23 protein-coding genes are annotated in these 20,779 nt (G+C 60.0%); 9 read left to right on the forward strand and 14 right to left on the reverse strand.

Annotation, left to right across the window (positions count from 1 at the left end):
• Window positions 1-75: 75 nt before the first annotated feature.
• The 7 genes from P3T21_RS28925 to P3T21_RS28955 form a co-directional block, all read right to left on the reverse strand.
• Window positions 76-861, reverse strand: coding sequence for a DODA-type extradiol aromatic ring-opening family dioxygenase (locus P3T21_RS28925; protein ID WP_429259373.1), 786 nt, complete (start codon window positions 859-861; stop codon window positions 76-78).
• A gap of 218 nt (window positions 862-1,079) precedes the next feature.
• Window positions 1,080-1,688, reverse strand: a complete 609-nt coding sequence (locus P3T21_RS28930; RefSeq protein WP_429259374.1) for a UbiX family flavin prenyltransferase — start codon at window positions 1,686-1,688, stop codon at window positions 1,080-1,082.
• A 22-nt stretch (window positions 1,689-1,710) separates the two neighbouring features.
• Window positions 1,711-2,022 (reverse strand): Grx4 family monothiol glutaredoxin, encoded by a 312-nt coding sequence (gene grxD / locus P3T21_RS28935; RefSeq protein WP_429259375.1) that lies wholly within the window; start codon window positions 2,020-2,022, stop codon window positions 1,711-1,713.
• 122 nt (window positions 2,023-2,144) lie between these two features.
• Window positions 2,145-3,002 (reverse strand): peptide chain release factor N(5)-glutamine methyltransferase, encoded by an 858-nt coding sequence (prmC, locus tag P3T21_RS28940; protein WP_429259376.1) that lies wholly within the window; start codon window positions 3,000-3,002, stop codon window positions 2,145-2,147.
• 8 nt (window positions 3,003-3,010) lie between these two features.
• Window positions 3,011-4,093, reverse strand: a complete 1,083-nt coding sequence (gene prfA / locus P3T21_RS28945; RefSeq protein ID WP_429259377.1) for a peptide chain release factor 1 — start codon at window positions 4,091-4,093, stop codon at window positions 3,011-3,013.
• 140 nt (window positions 4,094-4,233) lie between these two features.
• The gene (gene hemA, locus P3T21_RS28950) at window positions 4,234-5,547 is read right to left on the reverse strand and encodes a glutamyl-tRNA reductase (RefSeq protein ID WP_429259378.1); all 1,314 of its coding nucleotides are present in this window, start codon (window positions 5,545-5,547) and stop codon (window positions 4,234-4,236) included.
• Window positions 5,548-5,650: 103 nt separating this feature from the next.
• Window positions 5,651-6,340, reverse strand: coding sequence for a response regulator transcription factor (locus P3T21_RS28955; RefSeq protein ID WP_429259379.1), 690 nt, complete (start codon window positions 6,338-6,340; stop codon window positions 5,651-5,653).
• Between P3T21_RS28955 and P3T21_RS28960 the strand changes: the two genes are divergently transcribed.
• Genes P3T21_RS28960 through P3T21_RS28980 form a run of 5 tightly spaced genes read left to right on the forward strand, consistent with a single transcriptional unit; the run spans window position 6,339 to window position 9,874 of the window.
• Window positions 6,339-6,551, forward strand: a complete 213-nt coding sequence (locus P3T21_RS28960) for a hypothetical protein (protein ID WP_429259380.1) — start codon at window positions 6,339-6,341, stop codon at window positions 6,549-6,551. The two genes, P3T21_RS28955 and P3T21_RS28960, sit on opposite strands and share 2 nt — an antisense overlap.
• The gene (locus P3T21_RS28965) at window positions 6,551-6,805 is read left to right on the forward strand and encodes a hypothetical protein (RefSeq protein ID WP_429259381.1); all 255 of its coding nucleotides are present in this window, start codon (window positions 6,551-6,553) and stop codon (window positions 6,803-6,805) included. Before P3T21_RS28960 ends, P3T21_RS28965 begins: the two co-directional genes overlap by 1 nt.
• Before the next feature lie 24 nt (window positions 6,806-6,829).
• Complete coding sequence (locus P3T21_RS28970) at window positions 6,830-8,644, forward strand: aminopeptidase P family protein (RefSeq protein WP_429259382.1); 1,815 nt, start codon at window positions 6,830-6,832, stop codon at window positions 8,642-8,644.
• Window positions 8,645-8,699: 55 nt separating this feature from the next.
• Complete coding sequence (locus P3T21_RS28975; protein ID WP_429259383.1) at window positions 8,700-9,254, forward strand: cysteine hydrolase family protein; 555 nt, start codon at window positions 8,700-8,702, stop codon at window positions 9,252-9,254.
• Window positions 9,251-9,874, forward strand: a complete 624-nt coding sequence (locus tag P3T21_RS28980) for an HAD family hydrolase (protein ID WP_429259384.1) — start codon at window positions 9,251-9,253, stop codon at window positions 9,872-9,874. Before P3T21_RS28975 ends, P3T21_RS28980 begins: the two co-directional genes overlap by 4 nt.
• Window positions 9,875-9,905: 31 nt before the next feature.
• On the opposite strand, the gene P3T21_RS28985 is transcribed toward P3T21_RS28980, so the two are convergent.
• The 3 genes from P3T21_RS28985 to P3T21_RS28995 all read right to left on the reverse strand — a co-directional run bounded on the left by P3T21_RS28985 (window position 9,906) and on the right by P3T21_RS28995 (window position 13,399).
• Window positions 9,906-11,066, reverse strand: a complete 1,161-nt coding sequence (locus tag P3T21_RS28985; RefSeq protein ID WP_429259385.1) for a DUF748 domain-containing protein — start codon at window positions 11,064-11,066, stop codon at window positions 9,906-9,908.
• A 163-nt stretch (window positions 11,067-11,229) separates the two neighbouring features.
• Window positions 11,230-12,897, reverse strand: a complete 1,668-nt coding sequence (gene ettA, locus P3T21_RS28990) for an energy-dependent translational throttle protein EttA (protein WP_429259386.1) — start codon at window positions 12,895-12,897, stop codon at window positions 11,230-11,232.
• 205 nt (window positions 12,898-13,102) lie between these two features.
• Entirely contained in the window at window positions 13,103-13,399 is a 297-nt protein-coding gene (locus P3T21_RS28995) for a DUF3761 domain-containing protein (RefSeq protein ID WP_429259425.1), read from the reverse strand.
• A 135-nt stretch (window positions 13,400-13,534) separates the two neighbouring features.
• Between P3T21_RS28995 and P3T21_RS29000 the strand changes: the two genes are divergently transcribed.
• From P3T21_RS29000 to P3T21_RS29010, 3 genes are all read left to right on the forward strand, one after another.
• The gene (locus P3T21_RS29000) at window positions 13,535-14,530 is read left to right on the forward strand and encodes a glycerophosphodiester phosphodiesterase family protein (RefSeq protein ID WP_429259387.1); all 996 of its coding nucleotides are present in this window, start codon (window positions 13,535-13,537) and stop codon (window positions 14,528-14,530) included.
• A gap of 142 nt (window positions 14,531-14,672) precedes the next feature.
• Window positions 14,673-15,356: a hypothetical protein gene (locus P3T21_RS29005; protein ID WP_429259388.1), complete on the forward strand. Its 684-nt coding sequence runs from the start codon at window positions 14,673-14,675 to the stop codon at window positions 15,354-15,356.
• Between the two features lie 424 nt (window positions 15,357-15,780).
• Window positions 15,781-16,149: a 4-fold beta flower protein gene (locus P3T21_RS29010; protein ID WP_429259389.1), complete on the forward strand. Its 369-nt coding sequence runs from the start codon at window positions 15,781-15,783 to the stop codon at window positions 16,147-16,149.
• A 232-nt stretch (window positions 16,150-16,381) separates the two neighbouring features.
• Here the strand turns inward: P3T21_RS29010 and P3T21_RS29015 are convergent, their stop codons facing one another.
• Window positions 16,382-17,659 carry an SEL1-like repeat protein gene (locus tag P3T21_RS29015; protein WP_429259390.1) on the reverse strand — a complete coding sequence of 426 codons (1,278 nt, stop codon included), beginning with the start codon at window positions 17,657-17,659 and terminating at the stop codon, window positions 16,382-16,384.
• A 131-nt stretch (window positions 17,660-17,790) separates the two neighbouring features.
• Between P3T21_RS29015 and P3T21_RS29020 the strand changes: the two genes are divergently transcribed.
• A complete protein-coding gene (locus tag P3T21_RS29020) occupies window positions 17,791-18,039 on the forward strand; it encodes a helix-turn-helix domain-containing protein (protein WP_429259391.1) in 249 nt (82 codons plus the stop codon).
• Between the two features lie 134 nt (window positions 18,040-18,173).
• On the opposite strand, the gene P3T21_RS29025 is transcribed toward P3T21_RS29020, so the two are convergent.
• The 3 genes from P3T21_RS29025 to P3T21_RS29035 form a co-directional block, all read right to left on the reverse strand.
• Window positions 18,174-19,397, reverse strand: coding sequence for a phage/plasmid replication protein, II/X family (locus tag P3T21_RS29025; RefSeq protein ID WP_429259392.1), 1,224 nt, complete (start codon window positions 19,395-19,397; stop codon window positions 18,174-18,176).
• A gap of 129 nt (window positions 19,398-19,526) precedes the next feature.
• Window positions 19,527-19,781, reverse strand: a complete 255-nt coding sequence (locus P3T21_RS29030) for a helix-turn-helix transcriptional regulator (protein ID WP_429259393.1) — start codon at window positions 19,779-19,781, stop codon at window positions 19,527-19,529.
• 141 nt (window positions 19,782-19,922) lie between these two features.
• The gene (locus tag P3T21_RS29035) at window positions 19,923-20,756 is read right to left on the reverse strand and encodes a transcriptional regulator domain-containing protein (RefSeq protein ID WP_429259394.1); all 834 of its coding nucleotides are present in this window, start codon (window positions 20,754-20,756) and stop codon (window positions 19,923-19,925) included.
• Window positions 20,757-20,779 lie beyond the last annotated feature (23 nt).

Below are 20,779 nucleotides of genomic sequence, written 5' to 3' on the forward strand. Positions count from 1 at the left end.
GCGCCCGGCGTTGATGCAAAAAACCCCGCCTGGATTCATTTCAGGCGGGGTTTTTTCTTCGAGGCGACTGTGGAATCAGGCGTTGCCGAACACGTAATTCGTCATCGCGAGCGAACGCTGGTACGTGCCGAGTGACTGGATCGACAGCGTGAAATCGTCGTCAGCCGCGCCGAGGGCCGAGAAGACCGGCAGCAGGTGCTCGTCGGTCGGATGCATCAGCACCGCGTACGGCGCCTGCGCGCGATAGTCGAGCAATGCGTCGATGTCGCGAGCGGCGAGCTTCGACTCGAACCAGTCGGTGAACTCGGTCACGCGCGGATCGGCGTCTTCCGGACGCGCCGAGAAATCGGCGGCACGCAGGTTGTGTGTGATCTGGCCCGAGCCGATCACCATCACGCCTTCGTCCTTCAGCGCGCGCAGCGCGCGGCCAACCTGGAAGTGGTGCGCCGGGTCCATGCGCGGCTGGATCGACAACTGTGCGACTGGCACGTCGGCTTCCGGGAACAGCAGCAGCATCGGCACCCAGGCGCCATGGTCGAGACCGTGCGGCTGCGTCGCGGTCGGGATGCCCTGTTCGCCGAGCAGCGCGGCAGCACGCCGGGCGACATCAGGCGCGCCGGGCGCCGGATACTGGATCTCGTAAAGCTGACGTGGGAAGCCGTGAAAATCGTGGATGGTCTCCGGCGCTTCTGACGTGCTCGCGACCGGCTGCACCGTGCCCCAATGGGCAGACAGCATCAAAACGGCCTTGGGACGCGGCAGTTGCGCCGACAGCGTCGCAAATTCGACGGACGGCAGCGACGGGTCGATGGGCAGCGTCGGCGCACCGTGCGACAGGTAAAGCGTGGGTAAGCGGGTCATGGCGGCAAGGCCGCATCAGAAGCGGCCAGAAGGTTTCGTTACTACCACTATAGAGGCGCACTGTCGTTTGATAAACGGGGCAAAACGGATTTGATTGTCTCGTGGGTGTGGGTAATCGCGAGTTTGATGTCTGCCCGGGCGATGGTCGTCGCAATCGGATGTCTCCTTGATTCGAGCATCAAACGTCCGGTGGCAGGACCGGCAATAGCGAAACAGTCTCAGTCGTGTGTCCCGCGCAGCCCAGGCCACGCGGGCGCAAGCGCAGGCCCAAGCGCAAACAGATCCAGCACGCGCGCGACGGTGTGATCGACCATTTCGTCGATTGACGCCGGATGGTTGTAAAACGCCGGCAGCGGCGGAAAAATCACGCCGCCCATCTCGGTCACGGCCGTCATGTTGCGCAGATGCGCGAGGTTGAACGGCGTTTCGCGGACCATCAGCACGAGCCGGCGACGTTCCTTGAGCGTGACGTCGGCGGCACGGGTGATCAGGTTGTCGGCGAAACCGTGCGCGATGCTCGCCAGCGTTTTCATCGAACAGGGCGCGATGATCATGCCGTCGGTGGCGAACGAGCCGGACGCGATGCTCGCGCCGACGTCCCGCACGGAATGGACGACATCCGCGAGCGGATGCACGTCGTCCTTGCTGAGCTGAAGTTCGTGCTGGATGTTGAGCCAGCCAGCGCTGGAGATAAGCAGATGGCTTTCGACGCCGCCCAGGCGGCGCAGCGTCTCGAGCAGCCGGATGCCATAAATGGCACCGGTCGCGCCGGTGATGGCGATGATCAGCCGGCGCTTTGCCTGCGTTGACGCAGCCTGGGTGTCCATGGCGTGCGCCACGCGAGCGGAATTACGCAGCCGCGAACAGTTGCTGCAGTTCGCCGGACTGGTACATCTCCATCATGATGTCCGAGCCGCCGACGAACTCGCCCTTCACGTAAAGCTGCGGAATGGTCGGCCAGTTCGAGAATTCCTTGATGCCCTGGCGGATGCCTTCGTCGTCGAGGACGTTGACCGTCTTGAACTCGTCGACGTTGCATGCCTTCAGGATCTGGATGGCGCGGCCCGAAAAGCCGCACATCGGGAATTGCGCGTTGCCCTTCATGAAGAGCACGACGTTGTTTTCGTCGACGATTTGCTTGATGCGTTGTTGCGTATCCATGACTGACCTTGCGGTTTTCGGAAATTGCGGGATAGACCCAAATAATAGCGGATTTCGTTTGCTCAGGCTGAGCGCTGCTTTACTGTGACGCGCGCAGTGCCAGGCCTCGCGCGATGCCGGTGTCAGGCCGCAGCCAGCCGGCCGCCGCTGATGCGTTCGATACCGGCGAGATCGCGTTCCGAACGGACTTCGCTGAAACCGTGTGCCGTCAACAGCGCGCGGACCGCTTCGGCTTGATCGTAGCCGTGCTCCATCCAGAGCACGCCGCCGTGCGTGAGCCACACGGGCGCGCCGGCGACGATCGCGCGGATCGCGGACAGGCCGTCAGCCTCGTCGGTGAGCGCGCCGCGCGGCTCGAAGCGCAGATCGCCCTGCGACAGATGTGGATCACCGCTCGCGATATACGGCGGGTTACTGACGACGACGTCGAAGCGGAGCGCAGCGTTTGAGTCGAGCGCGGCGTACCAGTCGCCTTCGAAAAGCCTCAGGGAACCGCCAGGGCGCGCCGCGTCGAGCAGTTTCGAAGCGTTTCGTGCGGCGACGGCGAGCGCCTCGGGAGAGCGGTCGACCGCCCAGACCTGCGCGTCGGGCCGCGCGGAGGCAATCGCGACGGCAATGGCGCCGGTGCCGGTGCCAAGATCGAGCACGCGCGGTCTTGCGATGCCTTCGAGCGCGCTGAGCGCCGTCTCGACCAGCAATTCGGTCTCGGGCCGCGGAATCAGCACATCCGGCGTGACATCGAACTCGAGCCCGAAAAATTCACGCGCGCCGATGAGTTGCGCGACGGGCTCGCCGGCCACGCGGCGCGTCTCCAGCGCCCGATATAGCGCGACCAGCGCTAGATCGAGCGGCTCATCGCTGCGTGTGATCAACTCCGTCCGACGCCACCGCAGCACGTGTCCAAGCAGAATGCGCGCTTCGAGCGCGGGAAGCGGCGAGGCGCGCAGCAGTGCGGCGACGGTGTCGATCGTGTTGCTCATCGCGTGCGTCAATCCGCGTCGCCCAGCGACGCCAGCAATTCCGCCTGATGCTCGCTGACGAGCGCCGCGATCAGTTCGTTGAGGTCGCCATCCATGAGCGCGTCGAGGCGATAGAGCGTCAGGTTGATCCGGTGATCGGTGAGACGCCCCTGTGGAAAGTTATACGTGCGAATGCGCTCCGACCGGTCGCCCGAGCCGATCAGGCTCTTGCGCGTCGCGGCTTCCTTCGCGTGCTGCTCCTGCGACTGCTTGTCCATGATCCGCGCGGCCAGCACCTTGAGCGCGCGGTCCTTGTTCTTGTGCTGCGAGCGGTCGTCCTGACATTCGACGACGATGCCCGTCGGAAGGTGCGTCACGCGCACGGCCGAATCGGTCTTGTTGATGTGCTGGCCGCCCGCGCCGGACGCGCGGAACGTGTCGATCCGCAGATCGGCCGGATTGATCTCGACTTCGCCGATTTCGTCGGCTTCCGGCATCACCGCGACCGTGCACGCCGACGTGTGGATGCGGCCCTGCGTTTCGGTCGCCGGCACGCGCTGCACGCGATGTCCGCCGGACTCGAACTTCAGCTTCGAGTAGGCGGCCTCTCCGGCAATCCGCACGATCACTTCCTTGTAGCCGCCCAGATCCGATTCGCTCGCCGACATCATCTCGACCTGCCACTTGTTGCGCTCCGCGTAGCGCAGATACATGCGCAGCAGATCGCCCGCGAACAGCGCCGATTCGTCGCCGCCCGTGCCCGCGCGGATTTCGACGAAGATGTTGCGGTTGTCGTTCGGATCTTTCGGCAGCAGCATCGTCTGCAGTTCGGCTTCGAGCTTCGTCTTCTGGTCGCGCGCGGTGCGGATTTCCTCTTCGGCGAAATCGCGCATCGATGCGTCCGCGAGCAGTTCCTGCGCGGTCGCCTCATCGGTGAGCGCCTGACGCCACAGCGCGTATTGCTCGACAACCGGCCCGAGCTCAGCGTGCTCGCGTGTCAGCTTGCGGTACTGGTCGAGATTCGCGGTGATGTCCTCGCGGCTCAACAGGTCATTCAGTTCGGCCAGCCGGGTGGTGAGCTGGTCGAGCTTGCTTTGCATGCTCGTTTTCATCGGACGGGTCGGAGCGGGCTCCGGAAGGGACGACAGCTAATGGGAAATTCGGAAAATTCGGGAAATTCGCGGATGCGGGGCGAAAGCCCTGATCGACATGCGACGGGCGAGCCGCCGGCAGTGTCGCGGCGACAGCGTCGCTAACGGTCAGAAGGGTCGGACGGGTCAGACGGTGCGGAGGCGCCGCCGTGGTGATAGAAATCGCTCATCAGTTCGATGAGCCTGTCGCGGTTTTCGCTGCTGGCGCGGTTGAGCGCGTGCGTCGGGCCGTGGATCAGCTTGTTGGTCAACGCCTGCGAAAGTGCTTCGAGCACGGCCGCCGGATCGTCGCCGCGCGCGAGCATCTTCTGCGCGCGTTCGACTTCGGCGCGACGCAGCGTGTCCGCCTGCGTATGCATGTGACGGATGACGGGCACGATGCTACGCGCATCGAGCCACTGCATGAAGTTCTGCACGCGCGTTTCGATGATCGCTTCGGCCTGCGCAACGGCCGCCTGACGCGATGCGTTGCCTTCGCGGACGATCGCGCCGAGGTCGTCGACGGTATAGAGAAACACGTCTTCGAGCTTGCCGACTTCGGGTTCGATGTCACGCGGGACGGCCAGATCGACCATGAAGATCGGTCGGTGACGGCGCGCCTTCACGGCACGTTCCATCGCGCCGAGGCCGATGATCGGCAACGTCGACGCCGTACACGACACGATGATGTCGAACTCGTGCATGCGCGCAGGCAGTTCGGACAGCGGAATCGCACGGCCGTTGAAGCGTTCGGCGAGCCGCGAGCCGCGCTCGGCGGTGCGGTTTGCGACCACGAGCTCGCGCGGTTGCTGCGCAGCAAAATGCGTCGCGCACAACTCGATCATTTCGCCCGCGCCGATGAAGAGCACGCGCTGGTTCGAGACTTTATCGAAGATGCGCTGCGCGAGCCGCACAGCCGCGGCGGCCATCGATACCGACTGCGCACCGATTTCCGTCGTGCTGCGCACTTCCTTTGCGACGGCGAAGGTGCGCTGGAACAGCTGGTTCAGATACGTGCCGAGCGCGCCGGCTTCGGAAGCCGTGCGCACTGCGTCCTTCATCTGACCGACGATCTGCGTTTCGCCGAGCACCATCGAATCCAGCCCCGACGCGACGCGAAACGCGTGGCGCACGGCTTCCGACTGCGGCAGTGCGTAGACATGCGGCGCGAGTTCACTGACAGGCAGATTGTGATATTTCGACAGCCACTGGATAGCCGCTTCGCGGACGGCGTGGTCGTCGGTGGCGCAGTAGAGTTCGGTGCGGTTGCAGGTGGACAGAATCGCGGCTTCAGGCGCCGGGCGGGCAGCGGGGCCGAGCCAGATGTCCTTGAACGTCGCCAGCGCCGGCTTGATCTGTTCGAGCGGAAACGCCACGCGTTCGCGCAAGGCGACAGGCGCGGTGTGGTGATTGATTCCGATCGTTAGAAGCTGCATGAGGCGCGATTGTGGGCGGCGCTATGGTATAGCCCGATATTATAGCGTTTCCATGAATCTTTCATTGGACGCAGCTGATACCGGGATGAAGCCCCATGCGCGGTCAGGCAGCGACCCTGTCCAGCTGGTAGCCGTAGCCGTAGAGCGGGGTCAGCGCGTAGCCGAGTTCCGGCCGGAGCTGGAGTTTGGAGCGCAGGCGCGAGGCGTGGGTGTCGAGTGTGCGCGACCTTACGTCGCGGCCGCGCGCCCAGACGGTTTCGAGGATGTGCGCGCGCGAAACCGGCCGCGACAGGTTGGTGAACAGCAGCAGCGCGAACCGGAACTCTTTCGGCGTGAGGTCGACGCGCTGGCCGCGAAACGTCACAAAGTCGTGCGCTGCATCGAAAACGTACTCGCCGAAGACGTTGCGCAGCCGGTTGCGCGGCCGGCGAACGCCGGCCCGGCGGAGCAGCGCGTCCACGCGGGCGAGCATTTCCGGGCCGCGCACCGGCTTCGAGAGACAATCGTCGGCGCCGGCATGCAGGCTCGCGACGATCTCGCTTTCGCGCGGCGCCGTCACCAGCACCATCACCGGCAGCCCGGGCAGCACCTTGCGGGCGAGCGGGATGACATCTTCGGCGGCGAGGTCGCCGGACCAGATATCGGTGAGAAGAAGATCGAAGGTTTCGCTGGCGGCGCTCGCCAGAAATGGCGTGCTGGACGCGAAATGCGCGCAGGCGTGGCCACCGGCAAGCAGGAGGCGCACGATCAGTTCGGCTTGACGACGGTCGGGCTCGACGAGAGCAATTCGCATGGGGAAAAGCACGTTCAGCCGGCGGATGGGCGTGCTGCCGGGCAAGCCCCGTGGCTTGCCTTGCGCTATCCCGCCCCCTAAACTCATCCGCTACGCGGAAAGCGCCGTGCTGACCTGTTCGTACCTGATCGTTAATGAGGCAAAAATGCTAGCTGTGCAAACGCTTCGACCCTATAAGACCGGTCCGAAAATCGTCGAGGCCCGTCGCTGATGGGTTGGGCCGGCATCGTTATCGTCGGCGCGGTGGTCGGTCTGGTCGGCGGGTGGCTGCATCCGTTGCGGCGGACAGGTCGCTCGCGGTTCCTGGCGGCGCTCGTGGCCGGCGTTGCTGGTGCGGTGGTGGCGGCAATGGCCGGCAACGTCACCGGTCTCTTCCACGATGGTGATACGCTCGAATGGCTGGCCTGTACCTCCGTTGCCCTGATCGCCGTCACCGTGACGGTCGGCCTTTTGTCCCGTCGATAAGATGAATTCCCTGCAGGTGAAACAATGAACGCACGACTCCCCGAAACTTCGTCCATTCCCGAACGCATCGCGTTGCTGCGCGGCGCAATGAAGCGCGAAAACCTCGCTGCTTACCTCGTGCCGTCCGCCGATCCTCATCTCTCCGAATATCTGCCGGGACGCTGGCAGGGACGCGAGTGGCTATCCGGCTTCACCGGCTCGGTCGGCACGCTGGTCGTGACCGACGGCTTCGCCGGCCTCTGGGTCGACAGCCGCTACTGGGTGCAGGCCGAAGCGCAACTCGCCGGCACCGGCGTGCAGTTGATGAAGATGATGGGCGGCCAGCAAACGGCGCCGCACATCGACTGGCTCGCGCAGAACGTGGCGGGCGGCGCGGTGGTGGGCGTCGACGGCGCGGTGCTCGGCGTCTCGGCGGCGCGCGCGCTGACCGACGCGCTCACAGCGCGCGACATCAAGCTGCGTACCGACGTCGACCTGCTGGAAGTCATCTGGCCGCAGCGGCCGACGCTGCCGGTCGATGTCGTCTACGAACACGCCGCGCCGCATGCGAGCGTCGCGCGTGCCGACAAGCTCGATCAGATCCGTCGCGCGATGCAGGAAAAGGGCGCGCAATGGCATTTCATCTCGACGCTGGACGATCTCGCGTGGCTGCTGAACCTGCGCGGCGCGGACGTCAGTTACAACCCGGTGTTCGTCGCGCATGCGCTGATCGGCCTGGATAGCGCGTCGCTGTTCGTCGCTGACGGCAAGGTGCCGCAGGCGCTCGCTGACGCCCTGGCGCGCGACGGCATTCAGGTCAAACCATACCTTCAGGCCGCTGACGCGCTTGCCGCACTACCCGCCGGTTCGACGTTGCTGATCGACCCGCGACGTATAACGTTTGGTCTATTGCAGGCCGTGCCGCCGAAAGTGAAAATTGTCGAAGCGGTGAATCCTTCGACGTTCCTGAAATCGCGCAAGACCGAAGCCGAAGCGGACCATGTGCGCGCGACCATGGAGCAGGACGGCGCAGCACTCGCCGAATTTTTCGCGTGGTTCGAGGGCGCGCTCGGCCGCGAAACAATTACCGAACTCACCATTGACGAACGTCTGACGGCCGCGCGCGCCCGCCGGCCGGGTTTCGTCACGCTGAGCTTCGGCACGATCGCGGGCTTCAATGCGAACGGCGCGATGCCGCATTACCGTGCGACTCAGGCATCGCACGCCACGATCGAAGGCAACGGGCTGCTGCTGATCGATTCGGGCGGCCAGTACCTGAGCGGCACGACTGACATCACGCGCGTGGTGCCGATCGGCACGATCAACGCCGAACACCGTCGCGATTTCACGACCGTGCTGAAGGGCACGATGGCGCTGTCGCGCGCGCAGTTTCCGCGCGGCATCCGTTCACCGATGCTCGACTCGATCGCGCGCGCGCCGATCTGGGAAGCCGGTGCGGACTACGGCCACGGCACGGGTCACGGTGTCGGCTATTTCCTGAACGTGCACGAAGGTCCGCAGGTGATCTCGCACTACGCGCCGGCTGAAGCATGGACGGCGATGGAAGCAGGCATGATCACGTCGATCGAACCGGGCATTTACCGGCCAGGCAAGTGGGGTATCCGGATCGAAAACCTCGTGCTGAATCGCGACGCGGAAAAGACCGAGTTCGGCGATTTCCTGAAGTTCGAGACGCTGACGTTGTGCCCGATCGATACGCGCTGTGTCGATCTCTCGTTGCTGCGCGACGATGAGCGCGCGTGGCTCAACGCGTATCACGAGACCGTGCGCGCACGCGTGTCGCCGCATGTGTCCGGCGACGCGAAGGCGTGGCTGGAAGCGCGCACACAGGCGATCTGACGCGCGGCGGGCGCACCGCGCGGCGTCGCATTGACCCAATGACGAGGAAGTCCATATGGCAACCGTGGCAGTGCTGGTTATCGACGTGCAGCGGGAATTCTTCTGCGGCCCATCAGCTTCTTACCGGGGCGATCAGGTGATCGCCGGCATTAACCAGCTCACCTCCGCTGCACGCGCGGCTCGGGCGCCTGTTTTCTTCGTCCAGCACGATGGCGTGCCGGAAGAGGAACAGGTCGTGCCGGGCACCGAAGACTGGGAGCTGCACCCGGCGCTCGTGCGCACCGACGATGATCAGCTTGTGCGCAAGTCAGTGGGCGATTCGTTTCACGAGACGTCGCTGGCGGATCGTCTGGAGCGGCTGGGCGTCGACCGCCTGCTGCTATGCGGATACGCAACCGAGTTCTGCGTCGACACGACGGCGCGTCGCGCCGTCACGCTCGGCTACCGGACCACAGTCGTTTCCGATCTGCATACGACCCAGCGGAGACCGCACCTCGCGCCCGAGCAGATCGTGGCGCATCACAACTGGGTCTGGGAGAACGCGTCCATGTCGGGCAACTGCGTCGCTGTGCGCCCGCTTTCCGACGTACTGGCAACGGAGTTTGCATGACCATCAAGGCAGTCGTTTTCGATTTTGGCGGCGTGCTGATCGACTGGAGTCCGGAGTATGTCTACCGCACGCTGATTCCGGACGAGACGGAGCGCCGCTGGTTCCTCACACACGTCTGCGCGATGGACTGGGTCATCCGTCAGGACGGTGGGCAGACGATCGAGGAAGGCACGGCCGAGCTGATCGCGAAGTATCCCGAACATGAAACGCTGATCCGCGCGTTCTACGAGCGCTGGCACGAGATGATCGCAGGCGTGCTCGAAGACGGCATTGCGACGCTGGAGAAGCTCGACGCGGCTGGCGTGCCGCTCTTCGGTCTGACGAACTGGTCGGCGGAGACGTTCCCCTACGCGTGGGACAACTTTCCGGTATTGCGGCGCTTCAAGGACATCGTGGTGTCCGGTCGCGTGAAGCTCGTGAAGCCAGACCCGGCGATTTTCGCGGAGATGGTGAAGCGTATCGAGATGCATCTGCCGGGCATCCAGCCGGCGGAGCTCGTCTTCATCGACGACAACCTGAAGAACGCCGAAGCTGCGACTGCGCTTGGCTGGCATGGCGTGCATCACACCCACGCCCCGCAGACCGAAGCGAAGCTGCGCGAACTGGGTTTGCCGGTCTGACGGCCGGGACGCGTCGGACGCTGTGGTGCGGCTATTTGCCGTTACCGCTGCCGTTGCCGTTGCCGAGGAGATTCCGCAACGCGTTACCCAGATCCTTGACCGTTTCACCCGCGCCCTTCGCCACGCCTTCGACGCTCACGCCAAGCGCCGATGCGAAGCCGTTGCCCATCTTCGTCAGCAGGCTTTCGTTCAGTGAAAACTTTGGATCGCGCAGGTTGCCCTCGAGCACGAAATGCAGCGTGATGTCGTCGCCGTGTTTCTTGAGCGCCGCGACGGCCGCCTTGACTGGAATCGAAAGGAACGTATCGACTGGATTGTCGGTATCGGCGAGTTGCAGGTGGTGCAGCGTCGCGACGCCCGGCGCATGCAACTGATAGTTGCGAACCGTCGATTCGACCGTCATGTCGAGCGTGCCGCCCGTCACCTGGGCCTTCGCGCCGGCCTTCTTCAGGAAGTACGGATCGAGCGTCTTGATGTCGACGCCGCGCAGCGTCGTGGTCGTCTGCGAATCCCTGCTGGAGATTTTCATCCAGCCGCCGAATGAAACCGTGCCGGTATGCGCGGGTCCCCTGATCGAGCCATTTATGGCAACCGTTGTCGGCTCGTTGAGGTCGGGGAGATGAAGGTGATCGACGGTGGCGCTGACATCGCTGACGGTGACCTTGTACGCGGTATTGCTCACCGCGAGGTCGTAGAACACAAATGTGCCGTGCTGGAGAACGACGTGATCGATGAGCTTTTCCCGCGGCAGGGGCGATTCGTCGGTATCGTGTGGGTTGCCTGCGTCAGCGTTTTCGGGACGGTTCAACGTCTGCCGGAGGTTCGGCAGAATCTGGACTCCGCCGTCTTTCGTGCGCAGCATCGTGAGATTGAATCCGCTGACGACGATGTTGCGCACATGGACGCGCCGATTGAGCAGATCGCGAATGTCGGGCACGACGATAACCGTGTCGGCGTGAAACGGGTCGCCCGCTGGCCACCCTTCGGGTGCGCGCAGGCGAACATTGGCGAGGCGGATGGTCGAGAAGCCGACGTCGATGGTGTCAGCGCTGCCGAGCGGGCCGAGCGCAGTGATAACGCGCTCTTTCACTTCGTTCCGAATGAACAGGAGGCCGGCAATCACGATGACAATCACCGCGGCCACCACGCCCGTCAGCGCGACGGCCACACGACTGCCCTTCGACATCGCCATGCCTGCCTCCTCGTTGCCACGCATCTCGCGCGGCCAGACCGTTGAGCTGTACTGTAGCGATCAGAGGTAGAGCACCGATCGACCGGCTGTGGATCAGCGCCCGACCAGTCGCGGCGGGTCGGCCACAATAGAAGCCAACCCGTCGCGCCGACGCCGCCAGCCGTTACCGGGTGATCGGCTTGTAACGGAGACGCTTCGGCCGTGCGGCTTCTTCGCCGAGGCGGTTACGCTTGTCCGCCTCGTATTCCTGATAGTTGCCGTTGAAGAACGTCACCTGCGATTCGCCTTCGAACGCCAGAATGTGCGTCGCGATCCGGTCGAGGAACCAGCGATCGTGCGAGATCACCATCACCGAGCCCGCGAATTCCAGCAACGCGTCTTCGAGCGCGCGCAGCGTTTCGACGTCAAGGTCGTTCGACGGTTCGTCCAGCAGCAACACGTTGCCGCCCGCGATCAGCGTCTTCGCCAGATGCAGCCGGCCGCGCTCACCGCCCGACAGGTTGCCCACGTTCTTCTGCTGGTCGCCACCCTTGAAGTTGAAGCGGCCAATGTAAGCACGCGACGGCGTTTCGTACTTGCCGACCGTCAGCACATCTGCGCCACCCGAAATCTCTTCGAATACCGTCTTCGATCCATCAAGCGCATCGCGGCTCTGATCCACATATGCCAGTTTCACTGTCGGACCTTGCACGATCTCGCCCGAATCCGGCTGTTCCTTGCCGGTCAGCATGCGGAACAACGTCGACTTACCGGCGCCGTTCGGCCCGATGATGCCGACGATCGCGCCCGCCGGAATCTTGAAGCTCAGATCGTCGATCAGCAGACGGTCGCCGTATGCCTTCGTCACGTTCTTGAATTCGATCACTTCGTTGCCGAGACGGTCACCGACCGGAATGAAGATTTCCGACGTTTCGTTACGCTTCTGGTAATCCTGACTGCTCAATTCTTCAAAGCGTGCAATACGCGCCTTCGATTTCGCCTGACGGCCCTTCGGGTTCTGGCGCACCCATTCCAGTTCCTTCTTGATCGCCTTCTGACGTGCCGATTCCGTTGCTTCTTCCTGCTTCAGCCGCTCTTCCTTCTGGTCGAGCCAGCTGCTGTAGTTACCCTTCCACGGAATGCCATAACCCCGGTCGAGTTCGAGAATCCACTCTGCGGCGTTGTCGAGAAAGTATCTGTCGTGGGTAACAGCAACCACTGTGCCCGGGAAACGCGTGAGGAACTGTTCGAGCCACTCGACCGATTCTGCGTCCAGGTGGTTGGTCGGTTCGTCGAGCAGAAGCATGTCGGGCTTTTCGAGCAGCAGCTTGCACAGCGCGACGCGGCGCTTCTCACCGCCGGACAGGTGCTCGATCTTCGCGTCCCACGGCGGCAGGCGCAATGCATCGGCGGCGATCTCGATCTGCTGCTCGGGGCTACCGCCATCGGCGGTGGCGAGGATCGCTTCGTACTTCGCCTGTTCTGCTGCGAGCGCGTCGAAGTCGGCGTCCGGCTCGGCGTACGCGGCGTAGATTTCGTCCAGCTTCTTCTGTGCGTTGAAGACGTCGCCGAGACCTTCCTCGACGGCGTCGCGTACTGTTTTTTGCGGATCGAGCTGCGGCTCCTGCGGCAGATAGCCGATGTTCAGGTTCGGCATCGGCGTGGCTTCGCCTTCGATGTCCTTGTCGACGCCCGCCATGATGCGGATCAGCGTCGACTTGCCCGAGCCGTTCAGGCCGAGCAGACCGATCTTCGCGCCGGGGAAGAACGACAGTGAGATGTCTTTCAGGATTTGACGCTTGGGCGGCACGATCTTGCCGACCCGGTTCATGGTGAAGACGTATTGGGCCATTTGCTTGAAATCAGGCGTTGACGCCGCCGGCCGCGCTGAAACAGGGCGGGCGGACGTGGGTGGATGGGTATGCGTTTCCCGGACGGCGCCGGCAGCCGGCGCGCTGGGAGAACTGGCATTGTACTTCGCCGTCCAGGGCGCAAGCACCGTCGCAGGCCGTGTCTATGCCATCTGGCCAGGGCAATCCGGCTTGCGGGCAGGCGCGTTAAAGCCAGTCAGCGACGCCGCCGTGACGCGAACACGTTCCGCTGTGATGGCGGCTGAAGCTGTAGGTGCCGTCGCGGCAGCGCGCGCTCGCGCCCTCGGGAACCGCGCCGGACAACGAGCGCGCGGGCGCGTGGACCGTTGCGCCGTCGTGGTTCTGATAGGTGTTGTGGCTGCTGAGATTGGCTTCGTCGGGAGTGCCGGGCGGTGAAGCCTGATAGCTGAATGAAGTGGTCGTCGCGAACAGCAGGATGCTCGCGATGAGCGGCCGCAGGCGGGTCAATGTCGTTCTGGTCATGTTGTCTTTGTATTGTGGTGATCGATGCAGGTTGCCTTGCGTCACCCCGCGCATGATAACCAGCAATTTCTGATGGGAGATCGACCTGGTTTTGTCGACCATGCAAAATCCATCCGCCGAAAATCGGGAGTTCCCATGCTGCGTTCGTTTTATCGGGTTGCTGCTGGATCGATTGTTGTCGCGCTCTTTTCCGCCTGTGCTGCGCCGGTGCCCGGGCGTGACGTGGCCGCGCTGCCACGCATCGTCGCGCATCGCGGCGGCACGGGCGACGCGCCTGAAAACACACTCGAAGCGATCCGCCAGTCGGTCGCGCATCACGCCGACGCGATGTGGCTCACCGTGCAGTTGAGCAGGGATGGCGTGCCGGTGCTTTATCGTCCGGCTGATCTGTCGGCGCTCACCGATGCTTCGGGTCCGGTGTCGACGCGAACGGCGGCTGAACTGGCTCAGGTCAACGCGGGCTGGATGTTCAGGTCGCGCGATGCGAAGGGAAACGACGACTATCCGTATCGACGCGCGCCCGTTGGTGTCCCGACGCTGCGTGAAGCATTGCGGGCGATTCCGGTCGGGATGCTGGTCATTCTCGACATGAAGGCGCTGCCGGCCGCGCCGCAGGCGCAGGCCGTGGCGCAAGTGCTGACCGAAGAGAATGCGTGGTCACGCGTCGTCATTTATTCGACGGAGAGCGCGTATCAGCAGAGCTTTGCTGCGTATCCGCAGGCGACTGTGTTCGAACCGCGCGATGAGACTCGAACACGGCTTCTGCGTGTGCTGCTCAATGAAGGTTGCTTCAACGCGCCGGGCAAGGACACGTGGACAGCGTTCGAATTGCATCGTCCGCTCACCGTCACGGAGAAATTCACGCTGGGCGAGGGGATATCAAAGGTGAATGCAACGATGTGGTCGGGTTCGACTGTGGCGTGTTTCCGGCAACGTCCCGGCGTGCGCATTGTCGTGATCGCGGTGAACAGCGCTGAGGACTATCGCGCCGCGGCGTGCCTGGGGATCGATGCGGTGCTGGCGGATTCGCCCGCGCAGATGGAGCGAGTAAGAGCGGGAATCGACGCGGCGGGGGAGTGTCCGGCGATAAGCCGGGGCCAGCAACAAGGCGGCTTCACTTCTTCCAGATGACGTTGCACGCGGGCCCCTTTAAGGTGAGCGTGCGAAGTCGCGTCCCGGATGACCCGGCCGCCGCTTCGGCCCGCACCACCTCAATATATTCGAAGCGCATAGCCTGTTGTTTCGAGGCGTCAGACCGTGCGCTTTTGCAGTCATGCAAGCCAGCGTTTCTGATAAGTTACGTTCGGTTACAGATTTGTCAGATAAGCAGAAAGAAAGATTCATATGTCCGTTGACCGGACCAATTTCCAACCAACCACTACCGGGTGCGATTTTGAGTACATCCATGAAACGCGTCGTGCTGGCGATCCTGTGTCTGTCGAGTGCCTCCACCTTTGCCGCCAGCCCGATCCTGCTGGAAACTCCGGTGACATACGCGCCCGAAGCATCCGTCGTCGAGCAGGTCAAAACGGAATGCAAGATCGAAAACATGCTGACGGATCACGTCGGCGGCGTGCTGAGCAAACTCAACAAAACGGGCGACGGGACGATCGCATCGCAGAGCGAGGCCAACGGCGCAGAGATTCTGCGCCTGCAGATTACCCACGTGCTGGGCGTCGGCGGTGGCGCCTGGAGCGGACCGAAGGCCATTACGGTGACGGCGGACCTTGTCGAAGATGGGAATGTTGTCCGTCACACGAAGATCAACCGGTGGTCAATGGGCGGATTCTTTGGCGGCTTTAAGGGGACGTGCTCCATCCTTGACCGCAGCGCGGTTGCGATCAGCAAGGATCTGAGCCGCTGGGTGCGCGATCCTTCGTACGAGATCAAGGAAGAGGCGCCGCCAAAAGAAGCGTCGGCGCCGACGGCTCAAACCGAGCCAGCGAAGGCCGAGTAATCCGGCATCGTGCGTGAACACGTAGAAGAAAAAGCCCGCTTCGAAAGCGGGCTTTTTCATTGCATCGAACCAGATCGAATGCGCTTCGACCCGGTCAGACGTTAAACGGTAAGTCGGGCGTCTAAGCCCTGTGATTCCGTTGTTTTGTTCAATGTTAGGGATTCTGTATACGGTTTCGTATACTGTTTGTTCGCCGCGTAACCATAATTAAAACGGCAGCTGGGCGATCTGGCGCCCTCGCGGGTGTCCCGGCGAACCCCTTGCAGTGTCAACGTCATGGCGTCCGTGATGTAGCCGCTAGGTGACTGATACCTAGTCGTCTCTACCCCGACATAGTCGGAGGGAAGTCAATTTCATGGCGCTGGAAATGCTTCGGCATTCTGCGACTACAGCAATTTTCTGAGATTGATTTCTTGAGACAACTATGGAACCTGTATTTGATGAAGGTCGCAACCTAGTGGCGTGGCTCCACGTAGGGAGTGGGGTAATATATGACCCTAAGAAGAGCTATATTGCGTTCGAGCGAAACAATGGCCTATTCTCTTTGGATATTCTGCACCTCGGTTATTTTTTAAATGGGGTTTTTTGGGATCACTGGAGAAAACCTGTTGCTTATCTGCTTGGTGCGGATCCCGGCATTGTCATGCCTAATAATATTCCGTTTCCGGCTCGCCCCTCTAGAAAACCGTCCCAGCCTACAAATTTACGCTTTCCCGCAGTGCCAGCGAATCCCCCTTTGCTATCGCATGGAAAATTTTCGTTGCTTGGTTGGGATCAGTTGATTGGTGAGTAATGTTATTCTCGATTTAAAATTTCTGATTGATGGTATTTTTTTATTGATTGAGTGTTTTTGTTTTGTATTGTTCGATAGCAAAAGCCCTGCGCGTCATAGATGCCGCAGGGCTTTTTCGTTTGATTAGGGTGTTGGTTTGCTAAATTTCAGGCTTGATGCGATAGCTGGCTGAGTAAAAATTCTCGTTGCGACGGTGTATTGTGGTTGTGCTTTTTGTGGAGGATTATCGAATTCAGTCGAAATTATTTTTATTGAATTTAAAATCTCCAGTGCTTGTTGAAACTAAAACTTCCATGATATCGTCGGCGTGGCATGAAAGCTGCACTACCTTGTAATTTTGTCCATATTTAAGTGTTATCGGGAAGTCTGAGCGAGGAGTCGATTCTCCAAGGTGCATGAGCGGCTTTCCTGTTGCAGAGTCGCAACTATTTCCTCGATTTATTATTATTTTATTAATTATGACGTGGTCCTCTATTGCTGATACTTTGACGACGGTATCAAGCTCATTGGCAATATTTTCTAGGCTAACGCCTACCTTTACTGGTGAGACTCCCTTTTCGGATGCTGCGCCCTGATTCTTACTTCCTCGATTGTTGTCGGGTGCTCGCAATTGTTCGTTGTCACTTGCGTCCATGATTGCCATTTCTTTATCGACGTTGTCGTAAAGTTCTTTTTTCACCATTTCCAGATTGCGTTGAGCGTCGGTATCGCCTTGCGCTGCCGCTTTGCTATAAAAATCTATAGATTTTTTGTAGTCTTTCGCCACTCCTGCGCCTTGATAATACATCCAGCCAAGATAGGATTGAGCGCTTGGGTTTCCTTGGTCTGCCGCTTTGGTCAGCAATTCCCGGGCCGCTTTGTAATCTCGGGCAGTTCCCGTACCTTCGGCATACATTTGGCCCAGGGCGTATTCGGCATTGGCGTGGCCTTGGTTTGCTGCCTTACTAAACCAGTTCAGCGCCTGCTTATAATCTTGAGGTACACCGAGACCGTTAAAGTAAATAGCTCCTAGATTGAATTCGGCTCGCGCAATGTTTTTCTCTGCGGCTTTTCGATACCAGTCTTGGGAGATTTTATAGTCGCGCGCAACTCCGTAGCCATTCTGGAACATCAGGGCATAGTTGGCTTCGCCTTCGGCGTATCCTTGGTCGGCAGATTTCCGGAACCAATCCAATGCTTTTTGATAATCTTTTGTGACGCTGACTCCATTTAAATAAAGGAGGCCAACCATATTTTGCCCGTAGGCGTTATTTTGATTGGCTGATTTACTGAACCAAATCAGCGCTTGCTTCTGATCTTGTGAAACGCCGCCTTTCCCTAGACTGAACCGTCTGCCGAGTTCATTTTGAGCTTTGGGGTCTCCGTGTTCTGCAATTGGCAGTAATTCGGAGTAACTTAATTTTCCGAAATCGTCACTACTTGTAGTTGTGGAGTTTTCAGCGTAGATGTTGGTTGATGTGAGTAGGGCTAGAGCGCCGGTAAACCAAACGATATTTCCAAGCAACTTCATTTTTTCCCCGTTTTTGTTGTTGCATCAGATTTGGATTGTGCCTCAGAAAGGGCTTGTTATCTTTGGCCAATAACAGATATGTAGACAACTGTCCGTAGACCATAGTCTACGTATCGCTGCATCTTCCGTCTATGGGAGCTGCACCAAAAGGCGAATTGGAGGAGGTATTTGGGAATGTGCTTCGCACTCTGAGGGTAGAGTGCGGCATGTCGCAGGAGGTGTTCGCCTTTGAGGCTGGCCTTGACCGCACGTTTATCTCCATGCTGGAGCGAGGTCAGCGGTTACCGTCCATTGCTACGTTTATGGCCGTTGCCAAGCCGCTTGGTTTGACTGGTGCGCAACTCATGGCGATGTTGGAAGCGCGGTTGCGTGGCCGTTAAGTTTGCATGTGCTCTTCGAGCGCTGGCCCCGTTCCTTGCCCGTCCCGCTCGTTGAAGGCCTCCCAGTCATCGGAACTACCGCCAGCCGTTTTGGGGAGGCTGGCGGTAGTCTTCAGCGTGCCCGTTGCGTTCCTCTATGCAGGCGGTTCGCGTCGGTCGAGTTGATCTGCACGTATGGGCGCGCGTCGGATGAGTGTAAGCCGAGTTCCCTTGCGTTCGCTGGAAAGCTTGCTCGGGATAACTGCGGGGCTGGGGTGCGTGACGGTCGCTACTTGGTGATGTTGCTTCCGCTTTAGTTGAGGTGCCATTCCAGCCTCAATCAACCACTGCGGCGTTTTCGCAATGATTCCCGCTGTGGACAACACGTCGGCAAGAGAAATCGGTGGCCCGGGGACATTCGGGCAGTCGAGGTTGATGCCGCGCTCCTTGAAATACGCCCTGTGGCGAGTTCGTGTTCGTTCCGAATAGATCTGCTTCCAATCCGCGCCGAACTTGTGAAGTGCAAGTATTGGGCGCATTCGCTCCGCGGTATCATCGAAGTCGGCGCTAGACAACGGGCCGAAACTAACATCGTGCAGAGGCAATCGGGCGAAATATTGCCGGAAAACGTCGCGACTTGTTTCGGGCTTCCAATCGCGGGCGAGAGTCAACCCCAGTTTCTGAAGCTCTGGCCGGAGCAGCCGAACCTCTATCCTCAATATCGACTCGCACTCGGCAACAAGGCGTCGGAACGAGTCGTTATCATGATCGCCTGAGCTTTTCAACGCCAATTGCGCGCCCTTGTCATAGGCTGCAATGCGGTACTGCTTGCTATTGCGAGGGCACAATGCTGCGTAGCGGGCGTGAATGCTGCACTGTAAGCGGGTGGCAATCAATTGGCGTTTCAATTGCGTGAGCACCTCATCAACCTGTTGCTTGGAATCGAGGCGGAAGTTGACGGCAAGGTCGACACGGTGAAGCTCAATCTCTCCGCTGTTCCACGCTGCCACGGTATCGGGCGTAGCGCTGATATTCAGCTCACGAATGAGTCGCTGCACGGTTGAGGTGCAGGCCAATTTGACGCTCGCACGTGACCAGACATTCTGGCCATAGTGATTCGCGAATGGCGACCCTTCAACGAGGAGTTCTTTATCTTTTTCGGAGCGCGATGCCACGCGAATACACAAGGCATGACGTCCGTACTTGCCCGGGATGCGCTTTCGATTGGTAACCGTTTTTATGTATGCACCGTCTGAGTCAGCGACAAGCATTCGTGTTACGCCCTCTACTTCCACCTGCACGCCTTTAATCGAAAAGCGTACTGTATCCACATTAACCTGAAATTTTTCGGGAAGTATTTTATCTGCACTACTATTCATGTGACTAACCATAGTATGTATAGGTCATATTGGGTATACATGGTAGGTATTACAGGGGGCAAGGCACGCTACTGTTGAGCACGTGGCACGGTCAATTTGTCCGGTGAGCCCCTGTATGGGAGATGTTGCTTACGCCGCTTGTCGACGTGCTGCTCTTGCTTGAACCCAAGCAAAAACCTCATGTTCGAGCCAGCCCACCCTGTTTGGCGTCAATTTGACGGGGCGTGGGAATGTTCCGGCTTTCACAAGCTCATATATGAGCGAGCGGGAAATGCCCGTGACTTGCTCAACGGCAGGGCGTTTCAATACCCGGACATTTTGACGTGCGTCTTGTTGGTAGTCGTCGGCGTCTGTCGCGTGAACGTGTTGCGTGTTTAAAATCATAGATCCATCCGTCAAAGTTGCCGTGTTAAGAACGGCGTGGATGGACTATGTCATGGGGCTGAGGGGGCGTGGCATGGCCTGGTACGGTGTATCTTGTACGTACTCTGTACGTGCAAGAGATGCGCTTGTACGTACCTTGTTCTACTTTGCGGTACGCGAGGATTTTGACCGGGAGCGAGTTTGCGTTTTGGGTAAGGCGAGTCCGAGATAGCGTCCGTCAGCAAGTTCATGGGCTTTTCGCGCGAGGCTCTTTAAACGGATTGGCCACTCCCTCTTGTCAACGCCCTCTTCGACGGTATTTTGACAATGCTCGGGGTAGACTTGCTCGTATATTTTCGAGTGCGGCACGTTACAGAATTTCGCGTCCAGCGTTCTCAGCCACGCAAGCCGCTCCTCGGGTGTTTCTTCCGCGTCTCTTCGACCGGATCGTTTCGCTTGATCGGATTCCAGCAATTTCGCCAGCTGGGCTTCGAGCGCGAGTTCCGCATAATGAATTTGTGCTTTGATTATCCGCTCATCTTCAAGAGCGGGAAGCAGGTCGAATCGAACGACAACCTGACCTTTCCGGATTTGAACGTTGACTGTGCGTGACGAGGCACCGCTGGGAATTTTCGACCAGATGCGCGTTGGATTGAACCACGGACCGTCTTTGCCATCTTTGAACGGTGTCGTATAGTGAACAAAATGCCTTAGTTTGAAATTTTTTGCGATGCTGCGTGACTTTTTCTTGTATTCGTCAGATTCGACGGCAATCCTGCCTAGGTCGATGCACGCAGTACGGAATTTTTCATTGCGGCGCAAAAATTCCCATGCCCACTGCCGATTAGACCATCTCTCGTAACCCTGATAGTCATTGAGATCCATTCCGTCCGGGAAGGCTTTGCATTCAAGTGCATTTTTTGACGCCGCATCGGGATTTTTACCGTTCCCGTTTGCGCTATCTCTTTGCAGTTTTGAATGTTTTACGCTTGGCATTTGGCAATCCTTGTCTCAAATAG

Origin of the sequence: Paraburkholderia sp. GAS334, assembly GCF_050436625.1 — a bacterium.
In the GTDB taxonomy this organism is placed as follows: domain Bacteria; phylum Pseudomonadota; class Gammaproteobacteria; order Burkholderiales; family Burkholderiaceae; genus Paraburkholderia.